Here is a 16058-nt window from a genome sequence, read left to right as displayed (position 1 = left end):
CCCCGCCGCCGTCGCCCCCGCCACCCCAGCCCCTTCGGGCACCGAGGGAGAATCACCGTGAGAGCGATCGTCCACGACGTCTACGGGCCGCCCGGGGTACTGCGCCTCGACGACGTGCCCACGCCCGTGCCCGGCCCGGGCGAGGTGCTGCTGCGGGTCCACGCGGCCGGAGTCGACCAGGGGGTCTGGCACCTCATGGCGGGCCGGCCCTACCTGATCCGCGCGGCCGGCTTCGGCCTGCGGGCACCCAAGGACCGGATCAGGGGCCTCGACGTGGCCGGGCGGGTCGAGGCCGTCGGCCCCGGAGCCACCCGCTTCGCACCGGGTGACGAGGTGTACGGCATCTGCGCCGGCTCGTTCGCGGAGTACGCCTGCGCCAAGGAGGACCGCCTCGCCCACCGGCCCGCCGCCCTCACCGCCGAACAGGCGGCCGCCGTCCCGGTCTCCGCCGTCTCCGCCCTTCAGGCCCTGCGCGGAACCGGCCGGCTGCGCCCGGGTCAGAGCGTCCTGGTCATCGGGGCGGCGGGCGGCGTCGGGACGTACGCCGTCCAGCTCGCCAAGGCCCTCGGGGCCGCCCGCGTCACGGGCGTGTGCAGCGCCGCCAAGGCCGACCTCGTCCGCTCCCTCGGCGCCGACGAAACCGTCGACTACGCCACCGCCGACCCCGTGGACGGCACCCGGCGCTACGACCTGGTCCTCGACATCGCCGGGAACCGCCCCCTGCGGAGCCTGCGCCGGGCCCTCACTCCGCGCGGCACCCTCGTCATCGTCGGGGGCGAGAGCGAGGGCCGCTGGATCGGCGGCAACGACCGCCAGCTGCGGGCCCTGCTGCTGTCCCCCTTCGTCCGGCACCGCCTGCGGGCACTGGCCTCCGCCGTCCGCGCCGACGACCTCCTCGCCCTCGCCGAGTTCATCGACTCCGGGGCGCTCGTCCCGGCCCTGGACCGGACCTACACCCTGGCCGAAGTCCCGGACGCCATACGCCGGCTGAGGGAAGGCCGGGTCCGCGGCAAGGCCGTCGTCCGGCTCTGAGCCTTCCCGTTTGCCATTCCTAGGACCCCTAGGTTATATCTAGGGGTCCTAGGAACATGGGAGGGTGCATGGCGAGGGCCGGGCTGACGGCGGAACGGGTGACGATCGAGGGCGCCGCGCTGGCGGACGAGGTCGGGTTCGACCGGGTGACCATGTCGCAGGTGGCGCAGCGGCTCGGCGTGAAGGACGCGAGCCTCTACGCGCACGTCCGCAATCTGGAGGACCTGCGCGGACGGATCGCGCTGCTGGCGGCGGACGAGAAGACGATCCGCATCGCCGAGGCGACCGCCGGGCGGGCGGGCAAGGACGCGCTGGTCGCGTTCGCCGACGCCTGGCGGGAGTACGCCCACGCGCATCCGGGCCGCTACGCGGCGACGCAGACGGCGGTCCGGATCGACCCCGAGCTGGCCGCGAAGGCGGCCGGACCGCGGCGCGCGGTCGAGCTGACCTACGGCATGCTGCGCGGCTACGGACTGGCCGAACCCGACCTGACCGACGCCGTCCGGCTGCTGCGCAGCACGTTCCACGGGTTCGTCGCCCTGGAGGCCGCGGGCGGCTTCGCACACGAGCGCTCACCGCAACTGTCCTGGCTCCGCGCCCTGGACGCCCTGCACGCCCTCCTGGAGCGCTGGCCCCCGTCCCGAGAAGGAGACTCCTCATGACCGGTCCGACCATCGGCAGCCTGCGCGTGAACGGCGCGACCCTGCACTACGAAGTACGCGGCCACGGCCCGCTCCTGCTGCTGATCCCCGGCGGGGCGGGCGGTGCGGCCTCCTTCGACGGCATCGCCGACGACCTGGCCGCCGCGTACACCGTCGCGACCTACGACCCGCGCGGCATGTCCCGGAGCACGCTGGACGACCCCGAGGCCGAGCAGCACGTGGCGGAGCACGCCGACGACGCGTTCCGGATGCTGGAACTGTTGTCGCCCGGCGAGCCCGCCCGGGTGTTCGGCGCCAGCTCGGGCGCGATCGCCGCCCTGCACCTGCTCACCGCCCATCCCGACCGCGTGGAACGCGTCGTGGCGCACGAGCCGCCGGTGGTGGAGGTCCTTCCGGACGCCTCCGAACACCGCGCGTTCGTCGCGCGCGTGCGGGAGACCTTCCGGGCGCAGGGGCTCATGCCGGCGATGGCCGTGTTCGCCGACGGTCTGAAGAAGGACGGCGACACCACCGGGCCGAAGGCCGGGACGGCACTTCCGCCGCAGGCGGCGGCGCGGGCCGGGCGGACCATGGCCAACCTGCCGTACTTCGTCGGGCGCATCGTGCCCGGCTTCATGTCCTACGCCCCGGACGTCCGCCGGCTGGAGGCGCTGTCGGACCGGCTCGTGCTCGCCTGCGGCCAGGAGTCGCGGGGCGAGCTGCCCTACCGCCCGGCCGCCTTCCTGGCCGAGCGCCTCGGTACGGAACTCCTGCACTTCCCCGGCGGACACACCGGCCTGACCACGCATCCCGCCGAGTACGGCGAAATCCTCCGGAAGGCCTTCCGGGTCTGAGCGGCCCGGCACCGGGCCAAACCGGGAGCTGTGGGGGCGTGGGGTGCTTTCGGGACAACCTTCGCGGGATTCCGGTCACGTTGGGATATCGCCCGATCGCACAGGGTAGTGCCGCGGTTGTCGTGGGGGCCCGCCCCACGGCTGCCCCGCGAGCCGATGAGGACGAAGGAGTCACGTGCCCAGCCAGACCCAGCAAGTGGAAACGGCCTACGGAACGGTCGCCGGTCAGGTCGAGGACGGCATCGCCCGTTTCCTCGGCATCCCCTACGCCGCCGCCCCCGTCGGCACCCTCAGGTTCGCCGCCCCCGCCCCGCCGGAGCCTTGGGAGGGCGTGCGGGACGCCTTCGCCTTCGGCCCGACGCCTCCCAAGCCCTCCATCGAGGGCCAGTTGGGCGAGCTGATGCCCGACCCGTCCGTACCGGGCGACGAGTGGCTCAACCTCAACGTGTGGAGCCCCGACCTCGACCCCGACGCCGGACTCCCCGTCATGGTGTGGATCCACGGCGGCGCCTTCACCACCGGATCATCGGCGGTCACCGCCTACGACGGGGCGACCTTCGCCCGGGACGGGGTCGTCTGCGTCACCCTCAACTACCGCCTGGGCGTGGACGGTTTCGGGTACATCCCCGACGCCCCGCTCCCGGCCAACCGCGGACTGCACGACCAGATCTTCGCCCTGCGCTGGGTCCGGGACAACATCGCCCGCTTCGGCGGGAACCCCGGCGACGTCACCGTCTTCGGCGAGTCCGCGGGCGCCATGAGCGTGCTCACCCTGCTCGCGCTCGACCTCGGCCTCTTCCACAAGGCCATCGCGCAGAGCGGCACCGCGCACATCACCCAGACCCCGCACGACGCCGCGCTGGTCCTGAACGCCATCGCCGCCGAGGCGGGCGTCCAGCCCACCGCCGAGGCCCTCGCCGCCCTGCCGCTCGCCAACCTCGTCGCCGCCCAGAAGGCGGTCGGCGCCGACATCACCAACTCCGCGAACCCGGTGAAGTACGGGGAGACGACCATCGCCTCCTGCGGCATGTCGCTGATGCCCGTCATCGACGGAGAGCTGATCACGCAGCGCCCGATCGACGCGATCGCGGCCGGGAAGGGCGGCGACGTGCCCCTCCTCGCGGGCACCAACACCGAGGAGTTCAGGCTCTTCGTCGTGCCCACCCCGATGGTCTACTGGCTGGTTCCCCAGCAGTTCAAGAACCGCGTCGAGGCCTACGGCGTCCCCGCCGACTTCTACGACCAGTACAAGGCCAACAGCACGAGCGCCTACCCGCGCAACGCGCCCTCCGGGATCGCCGCGGCCGTCCTCACCGACCGGATGTTCCGGATCCCGACCTACCGGGTCGCCGAGGCCCGCGCCCAGTCGGGCGCCGCCACCTACCTGTACGAGTTCGGCTGGCGCTCGCCGGTCACGCCCAACACCATCCAGGTGAAACTGGGCGCGTGTCACAGCCTCGAGCTCCCCTTCGTGTGGAAGACCCTCGACGTCCCGGACACCCGCCCCATCACCGGCCCGAACCCGCCGCGGGACCTCGCCGAGGTGATGCACCGGCAGTGGGTCCAGTTCGCCGTGACCGGCCTGCCCGGCTGGGCCGCCTACGACACGGGCACCCGCCCGGTCATGACCTTCCGCCACGACAACGGAGAGGCCGACCGGGTCGTGGCCGACCCGCGCGAGGCCGAACGCAAACTGTGGGAGGGCGAACTCTCCGCCGGCTGACCCCGGCCGGGCTCCCCGGGCCTACGGCTGATCGAGCAGGCGGGCCGCCACCGCGCGCATCTCGACCTTGCGGATCTTCCCGGTCACGGTCATGGGGAACTCGTCCACGACGTGGACGTAGCGCGGGATCTTGAAGTGGGCGAGCCGTCCGTGGCAGTACGCGCGGACGGCTTCCGCGCTGAGCGGCTCGGCGCCCTCGCGCATCCGCACCCACGCCATCAGCTCCTCCCCGTACTTGGGATCGGGCACGCCGATGACCTGGACGTCCAGGACGTCGGGGTGGGAGTGGAGGAACTCCTCGATCTCGCGCGGGTACAGGTTCTCGCCGCCCCGGATCACCATGTCCTTGATCCGGCCGGTGATGGCGAGGTACCCCTCCCCGTCCATGACCGCCAGGTCGCCGGTGTGCATCCAGCCCTCCGGGTCGACGGCCTCCGCGGTCTTCTCCGGCTCCCCCCAGTAGCCGAGCATCACCGAGTAGCCCCGGGTGCACAGCTCGCCCGGGGTGCCGCGCGGCACGGTCCGGCCGGTCTCCGGATCGACCACCTTGACCTCCAGGTGCGGGCCCACCCGGCCCACCGTGGAGACCCTGCGCTCCACCGGATCGTCCGCACGGGTCTGCGTCGACACCGGAGAGGTCTCCGTCATGCCGTAGCAGATCGACACCTCCGTCATGCCCATGCGCCCGATGACCTCGTTCATCACCTCGACCGGGCACGGCGAACCGGCCATGATCCCGGTCCGCAGGCTCGACAGGTCGTACTCCTCGAAACCGGGTGCGGCCAGCTCGGCGATGAACATGGTGGGCACCCCGTACAGGGAGGTGCACCGCTGTGCCTCGACGGCCGCGAGGGTGGCCACCGGGTCGAAGGCGGGCGCCGGGATGACCATCGCGGCGCCGTGGCTGGTGCAGGCGAGGTTGCCCATGACCATGCCGAAGCAGTGGTAGAAGGGCACCGGGACGCACACCCGGTCCCGCTCCGTGTATCCGCACAACTCGCCCACGAAGAAGCCGTTGTTGAGGATGTTGCGGTGCGAAAGGGTGGCGCCCTTCGGGAAGCCCGTGGTGCCCGAGGTGTACTGGATGTTGATCGGCTCGTCCGGACTCAGGGCCGCCTGCGCCCGGACCAGCGCGGCGGGATCGGCCGCGCGCCCCCGGACGAACAGCGAGGTCCACAGCGGCCCGTCCAGCAGGGCGACGAACTCCAGCCCGGCGCAGCGCGGCCGGACCTCCTCGATCATCGCGGCGTAGTCGGAGGTCTTGAAGCGCTCCGCCGCGACGAGCAGCCGGATCCCGGACTGGCCCAGCACGTACTCCAGCTCGTGCGAACGGTAGGCCGGGTTGACGGTGACGAGGACGGCCCCGATCTTCGCGGTGGCGTACTGCACCAGCGTCCACTCGGCCCGGTTGGGGGCCCAGATCCCGACCCGGTCGCCCTTGACGATGCCGAGGTCCAGCAGCCCGAGCGCCAGGGCGTCCACGTCGGCCGCGAGCTCCGCGTACGTCCACGTGCGGCCCGCGGCCACGTCCACGAGGGCGTCGCGGTCCGGGAACCGCCGCACCGTACGGTCGAGGTCGTCCCCGATCGTGTCGTCCAGCAGCGGAACCTCCACGTTCCCGGACGCATAACTCGACGCGACGGACACACGTACCTCCTGGACTCGCTGCCGGCGTGCGCCCATGATCCTCTCCCGGACGCCCCGGGCCAACCCCCCGGTCCGCCGCGATCCCCTACAGGCCGAACCGGGCCGCGTAGGCCGCCGCTCCCGTCGCCGTGCCGCCCGCCCAGCCCACGTAGCCGTCGGGGCGGACGAGGAACACCCCGTCCCCGTAGGCCCCGTACGACGGGAACCGGACGGTGCGGACGCCGGGCAGCTCCGGCAGGGCGGCGCCGGCGCCGGCGCCGACGGCCAGCAGCGTCCACTGCGGGCCCCGGAACGCGTCGAAGAGCCGGACGCCGTCGCGCGAGCCGTCCGGGGCCCGGTCGCCGGCGCGCAGGGCGTCCTCGGGCAGCCCGGTGCGCGTCTCCACCGCCAGCGACGAGTCCCGGTAGCCGAGGCCGAGCTGACGGGTGGCCTCGCCGCGCCGGGCCTCGCCGCGGTGGATCCGGGTGGACAGGCCGAGCATTCCGGCCGCGACGGGCAGGCGTTCCTCCTCGTACGAGTCGAGCAGCGAAGCGGGCGCGCCGTCCCGCAGGACGGCGCCCAGCTTCCAGCCCAGGTTGTACGCGTCCTGGACGCTGGTGTTGAGGCCCTGGCCGCCCGCCGGGGAGTGGACGTGCGCGGCGTCGCCGGCGAGGAAGACGCGGCCGGCGCGGAACCGGTCGGCCATCGCGGCCCGCGGCCTGAAGTCGGAGGCCCAGCGCACCTCGGTCACCTGGGCGGGCGCGAGGTGCGAGCGGGCGGCGACCGCCTCGCGGATGCCGGCGGGGGAGAGGTCGACCTCGGCGGCCTCCGGGAACTGCGCCACCACCTGGAAGAGGTCCGTACCGGGCAGCGGGCAGACCGCGAGGTAGCCCCCGCCGTCGGCCGGCGGGAAGAGGTGCCAGTGGTCGCGGTCGAGCCCGGTGACGCGGACGTCCGCCACCAGCACGGGGTGGGGGTCGACGGTCTCACCGGTCATGCCGATGCCCAGGGAGCGCCGCACCGTGGACCTGCCGCCGTCCGCGGCGACGGCGTACCGGGCGCGGACGGGCGCTCCGGAGGCGAACGTGGCCGTCACCCCGTCCGGGTCCTGCGTGAGAGAGGTGAGCTCCCGGCCGAACGCGACCCCGCCGCCCAGCTCCACGAGGCGGGCGAAGAGGACCTCCTGCGTCCGCCACTGGGGCACCAGCCAGGGAGCGCCGTACGGCGCGCCCTCGTCGGGCTCGGCCTCGTCGAACATCCGGTGCTCGCCCTGACGGACACCGTCCTGCCAGACCATGCCGACCGGGTACGGGGCGCCGGCGGCCCGTACCGCGTCGTGCAGGCCGAGGTCGTCGAGCACCTCCAGGGTGCGGGGCTGGAGGCCCTTGCCGCGCGAGCCGGGGAAGAGGCCGCCGGCCCGCTCCACGACGAGGGCGCGGACCCCCCGCCGGGCGAGGTCGACGGCGAGTGCGAGCCCGGTGGGCCCGGCTCCGACGACGAGTACGTCCGTGTCCTGCCGCATGAAAATCTCCTTAACGCTGTTAAGTGCGATGCCCTCCGAGCGTGCACTTAACGGTGTTAAGCTGTCAAGCGTGGCAACGAGGAGAACCCCCAAGCTGGACAAGAGGCAGGCCGTCGACACGGCGCTGCGGCTGCTGAACGAGGTCGGCCTCGACGGCCTGACCCTGCGCGCGATCGCCAAGGAGCTGGACGTCCAGGCGCCCGCCCTCTACTGGCACTTCAAGAACAAGCAGGAACTGCTCGACGAGATGGCCACGGAGATGTACCGCCGGATGGCCGCCGGGCAGCAGCCCTCCCCGGACGCCACCTGGCAGGAGCGGCTCACGGCCTCCGGGCTGGGCCTGCGCGCCGCCCTGACCGGCTACCGGGACGGGGCGAAGGTCTACAGCGGCTCCCGCTTCACCGGCACCGAGCACGCCGTGCGGATGGAGGAGCACCTCCGCGCCTTCGTCGACGCGGGGTTCACCCCGTCCCAGGCCGTCCGGGCCCTCACGACGGCCTACTTCTTCACCCTCGGCTTCGTCGCGGAGGAACAGGGCGTCGTCCCCCTGCCCGGTGAACGCCGCGAGGGCTACGACGTCGACGAACGCGCGGCCCGCATGGCCGCGTTCCCCCTCGCGGCGGCGGCCGGCGCCGAACTCTTCGAGGACTACGATGCGGGGTTCGAGGAGGGCCTGCGCCTGCTGGTGGCGGGCATCGAGGCCCGCTACGGCGTCGCCTGACCCCGCCGTGCGTCAGACGGCCCGGTCCGCGTCGGCCTCGCGGTGCATGCCCGTGCACAGGGCCCAGATGATCAGCAGGTTGACGGCGATCAGCACCAGCGCCCACAGCGGGTAGTAGGGGAGCCAGAGGAAGTTGGCGATCGCGCCCAGGCCGGCGATGGCCACACCGAAGTACCGTGCCCACAGGGCTCCGGTGAGCACGGCGCAGCCCGCGACGACCAGGATGACGCCCAGGATCAGGTGGATCCAGCCCCAGGCCGTGAGGCTGAGCTCGAACACGTAGTGGCGCGTCATGAGGAACAGGCCGTCGCTGGCGATCGCCGAGATGCCCTCCAGGACGGCCATGATCCCGCCGAAGATCATCAGGGCTGCCGCGAGCACGGTCGTTCCGGAGACGGGCGCGTGCGTGGCGCTCGTGTGCGCGCGGCTTGCTTGGGGCCGGGTGGCGTCACTGGCCATATCGATCTCCTCGGGTGGCAGGGCCGGCCGAGCAGCCGGGACTGGCATGACCCCCCGATTCAGCGTTGCACAGGGGCTTTGCGTCGGCATTCCGGCCGGAAGGGGGCCCGCACCCGCACAGGTAATCGCGCAGATGTTCGATAGCGGGGGTATCCTGAGGACATGCACGCGCTCCAGGGATCCCTCTTCGACCAGACCGACGAGATCCGGCTCGGCCCGCTCGCCGGAGTGCGGCGCACGCACCTGGGGGCCGGGGCCTGGGTGGACCGGCTGCCCGGCTGGCTCACCGGGGCCGACGCCCTCTTCGAACGGCTCGCCGCCGAAGTGCCCTGGCACGCCGAACGGCGCCAGATGTACGACCGCGAGGTCGAAGTGCCCCGGCTGCTCGCCTTCTACGGGGACGGCGAGACCCTGCCCCACCCCGTCCTCACCGAAGCCCGCACCGCCCTCGGCCGGCACTACGCCGCCGAACTCGGCGAGCCCTTCGTCACCGCCGGACTGTGCCTCTACCGCGACGGCCGCGACAGCGTCGCCTGGCACGGCGACCGCACCGGCCGCTCCTCCAGCGAGGACACCATGGTCGCGATCCTCTCCGTCGGCGACCCGCGCGACCTCGTGCTGCGCTCCCGCGACGGAGGCGCCACCCTGCTCCGGCTGCCGCTCGGCCACGGCGACCTCGTCGTGATGGGCGGCTCCTGCCAGCGCACCATGGAGCACGCCGTCCCCAAGTCGGCTCGCGCCGTCGGCCCCCGGATCAGCGTCCAGTTCCGTACCCGAGGCGTCATGTGAGGACGCGGCGCGCCGCCCCGGGGGCCCCGCCGAGCTGAGGTGTCATGGGCGTGCGTCCGAACCGGCACCCCTCGAAGCGGAGGAACATGAGCCCCGTACCCGTCCGCGGCTGGTGGGCCGGACTCACGCCCGCCGCCGGGGCCGCCGTCATGGCCGCCGGCATCCTCTCCGTCGGCCTGGACCTCGTCGGCCGCACCTGGTTCTCCCTCGGCGTGCTGGCCGTCGCCGTCGTGCTGTGGCTCCTGCTGGCCGCCGACTTCGCGGTGCGGCTCGTCGCCGACCGGGGCCGCTTCAAAGCCGAGGCGTACACCCCGCCCGCCCTCACCGCCGTCGCCGCGACCGCCGTCATCGGCACCCGCGTCGCCCAACTCGGCCGGCCGGGCGCCGCCACCGCCCTGCTGGTGCTCGCCGCCGTCCTGTGGCCCGTACTGCTCTACACCGTCGTACGGCACTGGCGCCGGCGGATGCCCGGGGCCGCCTTCCTCGCCTGCGTCGCCACCCAGGGACTCGCCGTACTCGCCGCCAGCCTGGCCGCCGAACAGCGCCTCGCCTGGCTCGCCCGGGCCGCCCTGGCCTGCTTCTGCCTCGGGCTGCTGCTCTACGCCCTCGCCCTGCCCCGCTTCGACTTCCGGGAGGTCGTCAGCGGGGCGGGCGACCACTGGGTGGCCGGCGGAGCCCTGTCCATCACCGCCCTCGCGGGGACGAAACTCACCGCCTCGCCCGTCTGGACCGGCCCCGCGCACACCGCCCTGCGCACGCTCACCCTGGCCTGCCTCGCCGTCTCCCTCGTCTGGTACGCCGTCCTCCTCGCCGCCGAAGTGCGCAGCCCCCGCCCGCACTACGACACCCGCCGCTGGTCCACCGTCTTCCCGCTCGGCATGACCGCCACCGCCTGCCTGTCCGCCGCGACCGCGACCGGCGTCGGCTGGCTGCGCCCCCTGGGGGAGGTCCTGCTGTGGATCGCGCTCGGCGCCTGCGCCCTCACCTGCGCGGCCTTCCTCCTGTCCCGCCGGCCGGGCCGCCCCCGCCCGCCCCACGGCTCCGGCCCGCCGCGGGACTCCGGTACGGCGGGCCGGTGACGCCGCACGGCGCTTCCGGTGGCGGGCGGAGGGACCAGTCAGTAGGGTCCCCGGCATGGCGTACACGTTCCAGGTGGTCATCGACTCCAACGACCCGCACCCCCTCGCCGACTGGTGGGCGGACGCCCTCGGCTGGGAAGTGGAGCCCAGCGACGAACAGTTCATCCGCGGCATGATCGCGGCGGGCCACGCGACCGACGACGACACCACCACCCACCGCGGCACGCTCGTCTGGAAGATCGGAGCCGCGATCCGCCACCCCGAGGGACTGGAGCGGGCGCCCCGCCTCCTGTTCCAGCTGGTGCCCGAGGCCAAGACCGTGAAGAACCGGGTCCACCTGGACGTCCGCATCGGCGAGGACGACCCGCAGACCGTGATCGAACGCTTCCTCGCCAAGGGGGCCACCCGGCTCCACGAGGCCCACCAGGGCCCGTTCAACTGGACCACCCTCGCCGACCCCCAAGGCAACGAGCTCTGCGTCACGTACTGACGGGCACGTAAGCTGCCCGGCGTGAACGTCATCCTCTTCGGCGGAACCGGAATGATCGGGCGGGGCGTCCTGCGCGAGTGCCTGCGGGACGACGCCGTCACCGGCGTCCTGGCCGTCGGGCGCACCCCGCTGGGCGTCAGCCACCCCAAACTCCGCGAATCCGTCCAGCCGGACCCCACCGACCTGTCCGCCCTCGCCGCCGAGCTCCCCGGCTACGACGCCTGCTTCTTCTGCCTCGGTGTCTCCTCCGTCGGCATGAAGGAGGAGGCCTACCGCCGCGTCACCCACGACCTGACGCTCGCCGCGGCCCGCCCGCTCGCCGCGGCGAACCCCCGGCTCACCTTCGTCTACGTCTCCGGCGAAGGCACCGACAGCACCGAGCAGGGGCGCTCCATGTGGGCCCGGGTCAAGGGCAAGACCGAGAACGACCTGCTGGAACTCCCCTTCCAGGCCTACATGTTCCGCCCCGGCATCGTCCAGCCCGTACGCGGCGTCCCCTCCAAGACCCGCCTCTACCGCACCCTGTACGCCGTCACCGGGCCGCTGATCACGCTGCTCCGGCTGATCGCGCCGAACCTCGTCACCACCACCGAGGACCTCGGCCGCGCGATGATCGCCGTCGCCACCCCCGGCACCGAACACCCCGGCCGCATCCTGCGCCCCCAGGACATCAACCGCCTCGGCGCCGCGACGACCAGGCATAATTGACTACCGGGCATCCCCTCCCGCACCCGAGAATGAACCATCTCAAACCGGGAGGAACCCATGAGCCAGGACCACCTGACTCTGCATGACCTGGTGCCCGCTCAGGCACTGGCCGAGTCGATCGCAGCCGGGTACGTGACCCGCAAGCCGCACCCCGAGCTGCCGCTGTCGATCTACACCTACACGCGGTCGGCCCAGTACGAGGGCGTCTGGGACCAGGTCACCACGCGCTGCCGCGGACTCGTCGCCGACGACACCACCGGCGCGGTCGTCGCCCTGCCGCTGCCGAAGTTCTTCAACGTCGGCGAGCACGAGGCGGGCATGCCGTACGCGCCCGCCCTCCCGGACGAGCCGTTCGAGGTGTACGACAAGGTCGACGGCAGCCTCGCCGTGGTCTTCCACTACGCGGACCGCTGGCGCGTCGCCTCCAAGGGTTCCTTCGTCAGCACCCAGGCCACCTGGGCCCAGCACCGCCTCGACGGCAAGGACACCTCCGCGCTGCGCCCGGGCGTCACCTACCTCGCGGAGATCCTCTACCCGCAGAACCGCATCGTCGTGAACTACGGCGACCGCCGCGACCTCGTCCTCCTCGCCGCCTTCGGCCCGGACGGCACCGAGGTCCCGCTCGCCGAGGCCGCGCCCGACTGGGAGGGGATCGGCTCCGTCGTCACGGTGTGGCCCGCCATGCCCCTCGACGAGCTGATCGCGCTGACCGAGTCCAACACCATGCCCGGCGGCGCCGCGGCGACGGGCACCGACGCGGAGGGCTTCGTCCTGCGCTTCGCCTCCGGCGTGCGCGCCAAGGCCAAGCTGTCCGAGTACGTACGGCTCCACCGGGTGCTCACCGGCGTCAACGAGCGCGACATCTGGCGCAGCCACGGCATCCAGCGGTTCGCCGGCCTGCCCGTCAACCGGCTCGCCCAGGGCCTCAACTGCACCGCCGCCGAGGTCGAGGCCTCCGGCGGCAAGCCGCTGGACGCGCTGCTGGAGCAGGTGCCCGACGAGTTCGACGCCTGGGTGCGCGAGGTCATCGCACGCCTGGAGGAGCGGGCCGCGGCACACGAACGCGCCATCGACGAGGCCTACGCGGGCCTCGCGCACCTGGCCGGCGACCGAGGAGCCTTCGCCCGCGCGGTGAAGGAACTGCCGGACCGGGAAGTCCGCCCGGCCATGTTCCTGCGGCTCGACGGCCGGCCGACCGAACTCACCACCTGGCGCCGGGTCCGGCCGGAGGTGGCCGACTCGTACGCCACCGACGAGGAGGGCGCGGACGAGCCCACGGGCACCCGCCGACCCGCGCCCGCACCGCGCCCCGCCGCACCGGCCGCGGTCCGCCCGGCGGCGCCCGTCGTACGGCAGTCCGCCGCCCGCGAGACCGGTCCCGGGGACGCCGGGGACGGGGCGCCGGAGGCCGCGCTGCCCGTCGTACACGTCATGACGGGACTGCCCGCCTCCGGCAAGACGACCGCCGCGCGCGCCCTCCAGGCGCGGTCCGGCGGCCGCATGCGCCGGGTCAACCTGGACGACCTGCGGGCCATGCTCGACCTGCCGGACCCCGGGCGCCGTTCCCACGCGCACGAGCAGACCGTGCTGGAGATCCAGGACGCGGCGGTCCGCGCCGCCGTCGAGGGCGGCTTCGACGTGGTCGTCGACAACACCCACCTCACCAAGAACATCCCCAAGCGGCTCAAGGCGGCCGTCGGCGGCCTCGCCACCTTCGTCGTGCACGACTTCACCGACGTACCCCTGGAGGAGTGCCTGCGCCGGGACGCCGCCCGGGAACGCCAGGTCGGCGAGGAGATCATCCGGATCCTCGCGGACAAGCACCAGAAGGCCCGCAAGGGCGGCTGGCGGCTCACGGCGGAGTGGATGAACGGCGGCTCCGACGGCGCGGCCGTACCCGCCGTACGGACGTACGTCCCCGACCCGGCGCTGCCCCCGGCCGTGCTCTGCGACATCGACGGCACCCTCGCGCTGCTCGGCAACCGGGGCCCGTACGACTTCTCGCGCTGCGAACTCGACCTGATCAACGAGTCGGTACGGCACGCGCTGGACGCCTTCCGGCGCGCCGACGGCGACGCGATCGTGCTGCTGTCGGGGCGCAGCGAGGAGCACCGCCCGCAGACGGAATCCTGGCTGCGGACGCACCGGGTGCCCTACGACGAGCTGTGGATGCGGGCCGCCGGGGACTCGCGCCGCGACGACATCGTGAAGGCGGAGCTCTTCGACGCGCACGTCCGCGACCGCTACGCGGTCCGGATGTCGCTCGACGACCGGGACCGGGTGGTGGCGGTCTGGCGCCGGATGGGCCTGCCGACCTGGCAGGTCAACTACGGCGAGTTCTGACGGGTGACGAAGCGATGACGGTCCTGATCGTGGACGCCGCGAACGTCGTGGGGTCGGTGCCGGACGGCTGGTGGCGGGACCGGCGCGGCGCCGCCGAGCGGCTGCGCGACCAACTCGCGCTGCGGGACCGGGGCGAGGAGATCATCCTCGTGGTCGAGGGCGCCGCCCGCGGCGTCCCGTCCGTGCCCGGCGTACGGGTGGACGAGGCGCCCGGGAGCGGGGACGACCGGATCGTCGAGCTGGCCGCGGCCCATGCGGGCCGCGGCTGCGTCGTCGTCACGGCGGACCGGGAACTGCGCGAGCGGGTGCGGGCCCACGGCGCGGAGTGCGCCGGGCCCCGCAGCGTACGCCCGGAGGCGTGATCCGGAGGGTGCTCCGGACGTCCCGGAGGGTCAGAGGCGGCACCACTTCACGGGGGTGATGTCCTTGACGTACCGGGCGGAGACCCAGGCCCGCTTGCGCTCGGCGCGGACCCCGTCGCCGCTCGCCGAGTCGTCGCCGCCGTCGACGCCCTCGAGTCCGTCGTCGCCGTTGACGGGCTCGTTGCCGTTCATGTCCTCCTTGCGGTCCTTGCCGTCGAGGAGGTACCAGAGGTCGTTCCCGTCGACCTTCTCACCGCGCAGCTTGCACGCGAGCGCCAGCTTCTGGTTCGGGTACACCTTGCCCAGCTCGTACCCGCGCGTGCTCGGCTTGCTGCGCACCTTCAGCGGGCCGCGGGAGACGACCTTGCCCAGGGCGTGCCGCGGCTTGGGGTAGACGACGGGACCGTTGAGCTCCGCGTCGTCGTGGACCACGTGCTCCTGTGCGGGCCCGTCGGCGACCGGACCCTCGTCCGCGACGGCGGCGCCCGCACCGACCAGGCCGAGCACCAGGCTTCCGGCGGCGAGGGCGAGGACGGTCCTGGGGGGCTTCAGCATGAGCCGGCTCCTCTACGAAGACTTCCGCCCGGCCGCGACGCGCGGCCCGGGGCGGCAACCATGCGGCTGCCAGGGACGACTATGGCGAGGCGACCGCTCCGGGCCCCGCCGACGCACCGCCCTTTAGCCCGATATGCCCAATCCGCGCCCGCCGCCGTAGGGGCGGGGTCCGGTGGACCACCTCCTCCGCCCACCGGACAACTGGCCCTCCTACTCAGGTGATTGGGCTCACGTACTCAGGAAACCCGGCCCCCCGGTGGCTACCGTGTGAGCGACAGGGGGAACCACGGCGGTTCAGGGGGCGGACATGCGGCGTGCGCGGGCGATGACGGGGGCACTGGGCGGGACGCTGGCCGCGTCACTGTTCCTGGCCGGATGCGGCACGGACGCCGGCGGGACGGGACCGGGGCCCGGCCCCTCGGGGACGGCCGCCACCGCCCCGCCCGCCACGACGCCGGCACCGGCGCCCTCCGGGTCGACGCCTCCCGGGACGCTGCCCACGGCGTACGCCTTCACCCCCGACCCGGCGCGCGTCCCGCGCACCGCCGAGGAGGCGCGGCGGTTCACCCGTGCGGCGGCACTGGACCCCGACTCCTGGTCGGCCGGCATGGTCCGGCACGAACCGTACGAGGGCGGCGGCGACTGGCCCGTCCTGTCCGCGGACTGCGCCTGGTCGCGCGGATCCCTGCCCGACGGCGTGCTCGACACCTACACCCGGAAGACCGACGTGCCCGCCAAGGACGGCAAGGGCCGCGTCCTCGGCTCGGTGACCCTCACCGTGCACCGCGACGCCGACGCCGCGGACCGCGACATGCAGGACACGGTGCAGCAGAGCTTCCGCTGCCCCGACCAGAACCTGGGCGGCGGCCAGAACCTCCGCGGCCTGATGTCCATGCACCAGCCCAAGGAGTCGGTCCTGAACGCCGACGCCTCGATGTTCGAGTCCGGGAAGTTCACCTCGGAGGAAGCGGGCGGCGCCGGCGCACCGCAGGGCTACGTGTGGACCAAGTCCCGGATCGGGCCGGTGGTGATGGCGCTCTCCGTCAAGGGCGCCCAGGGCTACGAGATCCGCGACCTCCTCCTGCTGGCCGCCGAGGGCGGAGCCAAGGCCCTGTACCGCATCGAACTGGAGCTGAAGTGAGCACCGCCGACGC

At 73.4% G+C, this 16058-nt stretch carries 16 protein-coding genes; 12 read left to right on the top strand and 4 right to left on the bottom strand.

Features of this window, described 5'->3' with window-relative positions; translation table 11 throughout:
* The first annotated feature begins 57 nt into the window (after nt 1–57).
* The 4 genes from ABZZ17_RS17840 (at nt 58) to ABZZ17_RS17825 (ending at nt 4250) form a co-directional block, all read left to right on the top strand.
* Nucleotides 58–1032, top strand: coding sequence for an NAD(P)-dependent alcohol dehydrogenase (locus ABZZ17_RS17840; protein WP_356876984.1), 975 nt, complete (start codon nt 58–60; stop codon nt 1030–1032).
* A 68-nt stretch (nt 1033–1100) separates the two neighbouring features.
* Nucleotides 1101–1694: a WHG domain-containing protein gene (locus tag ABZZ17_RS17835; protein ID WP_356876982.1), complete on the top strand. Its 594-nt coding sequence runs from the start codon at nt 1101–1103 to the stop codon at nt 1692–1694.
* Nucleotides 1691–2527, top strand: coding sequence for an alpha/beta hydrolase (locus ABZZ17_RS17830; protein WP_356876980.1), 837 nt, complete (start codon nt 1691–1693; stop codon nt 2525–2527). Before ABZZ17_RS17835 ends, ABZZ17_RS17830 begins: the two co-directional genes overlap by 4 nt.
* 175 nt (nt 2528–2702) lie before the next feature.
* Nucleotides 2703–4250, top strand: a complete 1548-nt coding sequence (locus ABZZ17_RS17825) for a carboxylesterase family protein (protein WP_356876978.1) — start codon at nt 2703–2705, stop codon at nt 4248–4250.
* Between the two features lie 21 nt (nt 4251–4271).
* On the opposite strand, the gene ABZZ17_RS17820 is transcribed toward ABZZ17_RS17825, so the two are convergent.
* On the bottom strand, nt 4272–5933 hold the full coding sequence (locus tag ABZZ17_RS17820; RefSeq protein ID WP_356876976.1) for an AMP-binding protein: 1662 nt from the start codon (nt 5931–5933) through the stop codon (nt 4272–4274).
* Nucleotides 5934–5982: 49 nt separating this feature from the next.
* Complete coding sequence (locus ABZZ17_RS17815) at nt 5983–7398, bottom strand: FAD-dependent monooxygenase (RefSeq protein ID WP_356876974.1); 1416 nt, start codon at nt 7396–7398, stop codon at nt 5983–5985.
* A gap of 70 nt (nt 7399–7468) precedes the next feature.
* Between ABZZ17_RS17815 and ABZZ17_RS17810 the strand changes: the two genes are divergently transcribed.
* A complete protein-coding gene (locus tag ABZZ17_RS17810) occupies nt 7469–8119 on the top strand; it encodes a TetR/AcrR family transcriptional regulator C-terminal domain-containing protein (RefSeq protein WP_356876972.1) in 651 nt (216 codons plus the stop codon).
* A 12-nt stretch (nt 8120–8131) separates the two neighbouring features.
* On the opposite strand, the gene ABZZ17_RS17805 is transcribed toward ABZZ17_RS17810, so the two are convergent.
* Nucleotides 8132–8578: a hypothetical protein gene (locus ABZZ17_RS17805; RefSeq protein WP_356876970.1), complete on the bottom strand. Its 447-nt coding sequence runs from the start codon at nt 8576–8578 to the stop codon at nt 8132–8134.
* A gap of 162 nt (nt 8579–8740) precedes the next feature.
* Between ABZZ17_RS17805 and ABZZ17_RS17800 the strand changes: the two genes are divergently transcribed.
* From ABZZ17_RS17800 to ABZZ17_RS17775, 6 genes are all read left to right on the top strand, one after another.
* Nucleotides 8741–9367 (top strand): alpha-ketoglutarate-dependent dioxygenase AlkB, encoded by a 627-nt coding sequence (locus ABZZ17_RS17800; protein ID WP_356876968.1) that lies wholly within the window; start codon nt 8741–8743, stop codon nt 9365–9367.
* 86 nt (nt 9368–9453) lie between these two features.
* Entirely contained in the window at nt 9454–10446 is a 993-nt protein-coding gene (locus ABZZ17_RS17795) for a tellurite resistance/C4-dicarboxylate transporter family protein (RefSeq protein ID WP_356876966.1), read from the top strand.
* Between the two features lie 55 nt (nt 10447–10501).
* Nucleotides 10502–10936 carry a VOC family protein gene (locus ABZZ17_RS17790; RefSeq protein WP_356876964.1) on the top strand — a complete coding sequence of 145 codons (435 nt, stop codon included), beginning with the start codon at nt 10502–10504 and terminating at the stop codon, nt 10934–10936.
* Between the two features lie 21 nt (nt 10937–10957).
* On the top strand, nt 10958–11644 hold the full coding sequence (locus tag ABZZ17_RS17785) for an epimerase (RefSeq protein WP_356876962.1): 687 nt from the start codon (nt 10958–10960) through the stop codon (nt 11642–11644).
* A gap of 57 nt (nt 11645–11701) precedes the next feature.
* The gene (locus ABZZ17_RS17780; RefSeq protein ID WP_356876960.1) at nt 11702–13987 is read left to right on the top strand and encodes an AAA family ATPase; all 2286 of its coding nucleotides are present in this window, start codon (nt 11702–11704) and stop codon (nt 13985–13987) included.
* Nucleotides 13988–14001: 14 nt separating this feature from the next.
* Nucleotides 14002–14349, top strand: a complete 348-nt coding sequence (locus ABZZ17_RS17775; protein WP_356876958.1) for an NTP pyrophosphohydrolase — start codon at nt 14002–14004, stop codon at nt 14347–14349.
* A 30-nt stretch (nt 14350–14379) separates the two neighbouring features.
* Here ABZZ17_RS17775 and ABZZ17_RS17770 read toward each other — a convergent pair whose 3' ends face one another.
* Nucleotides 14380–14904 (bottom strand): hypothetical protein, encoded by a 525-nt coding sequence (locus ABZZ17_RS17770; protein WP_356876956.1) that lies wholly within the window; start codon nt 14902–14904, stop codon nt 14380–14382.
* A 307-nt stretch (nt 14905–15211) separates the two neighbouring features.
* Here ABZZ17_RS17770 and ABZZ17_RS17765 point away from each other — a divergent pair, with 307 nt between their 5' ends.
* Nucleotides 15212–16045 (top strand): hypothetical protein, encoded by an 834-nt coding sequence (locus ABZZ17_RS17765; RefSeq protein ID WP_356876954.1) that lies wholly within the window; start codon nt 15212–15214, stop codon nt 16043–16045.
* Nucleotides 16046–16058: the final 13 nt, after the last annotated feature.

The organism is Streptomyces sp. NPDC006512 (assembly GCF_040611935.1).
In the GTDB taxonomy this organism is placed as follows: Bacteria; Actinomycetota; Actinomycetes; order Streptomycetales; family Streptomycetaceae; genus Streptomyces.
The sequence above is the reverse complement of the archived record's forward strand: the minus strand, read 5'-3'. Positions and strand labels throughout refer to the sequence as shown.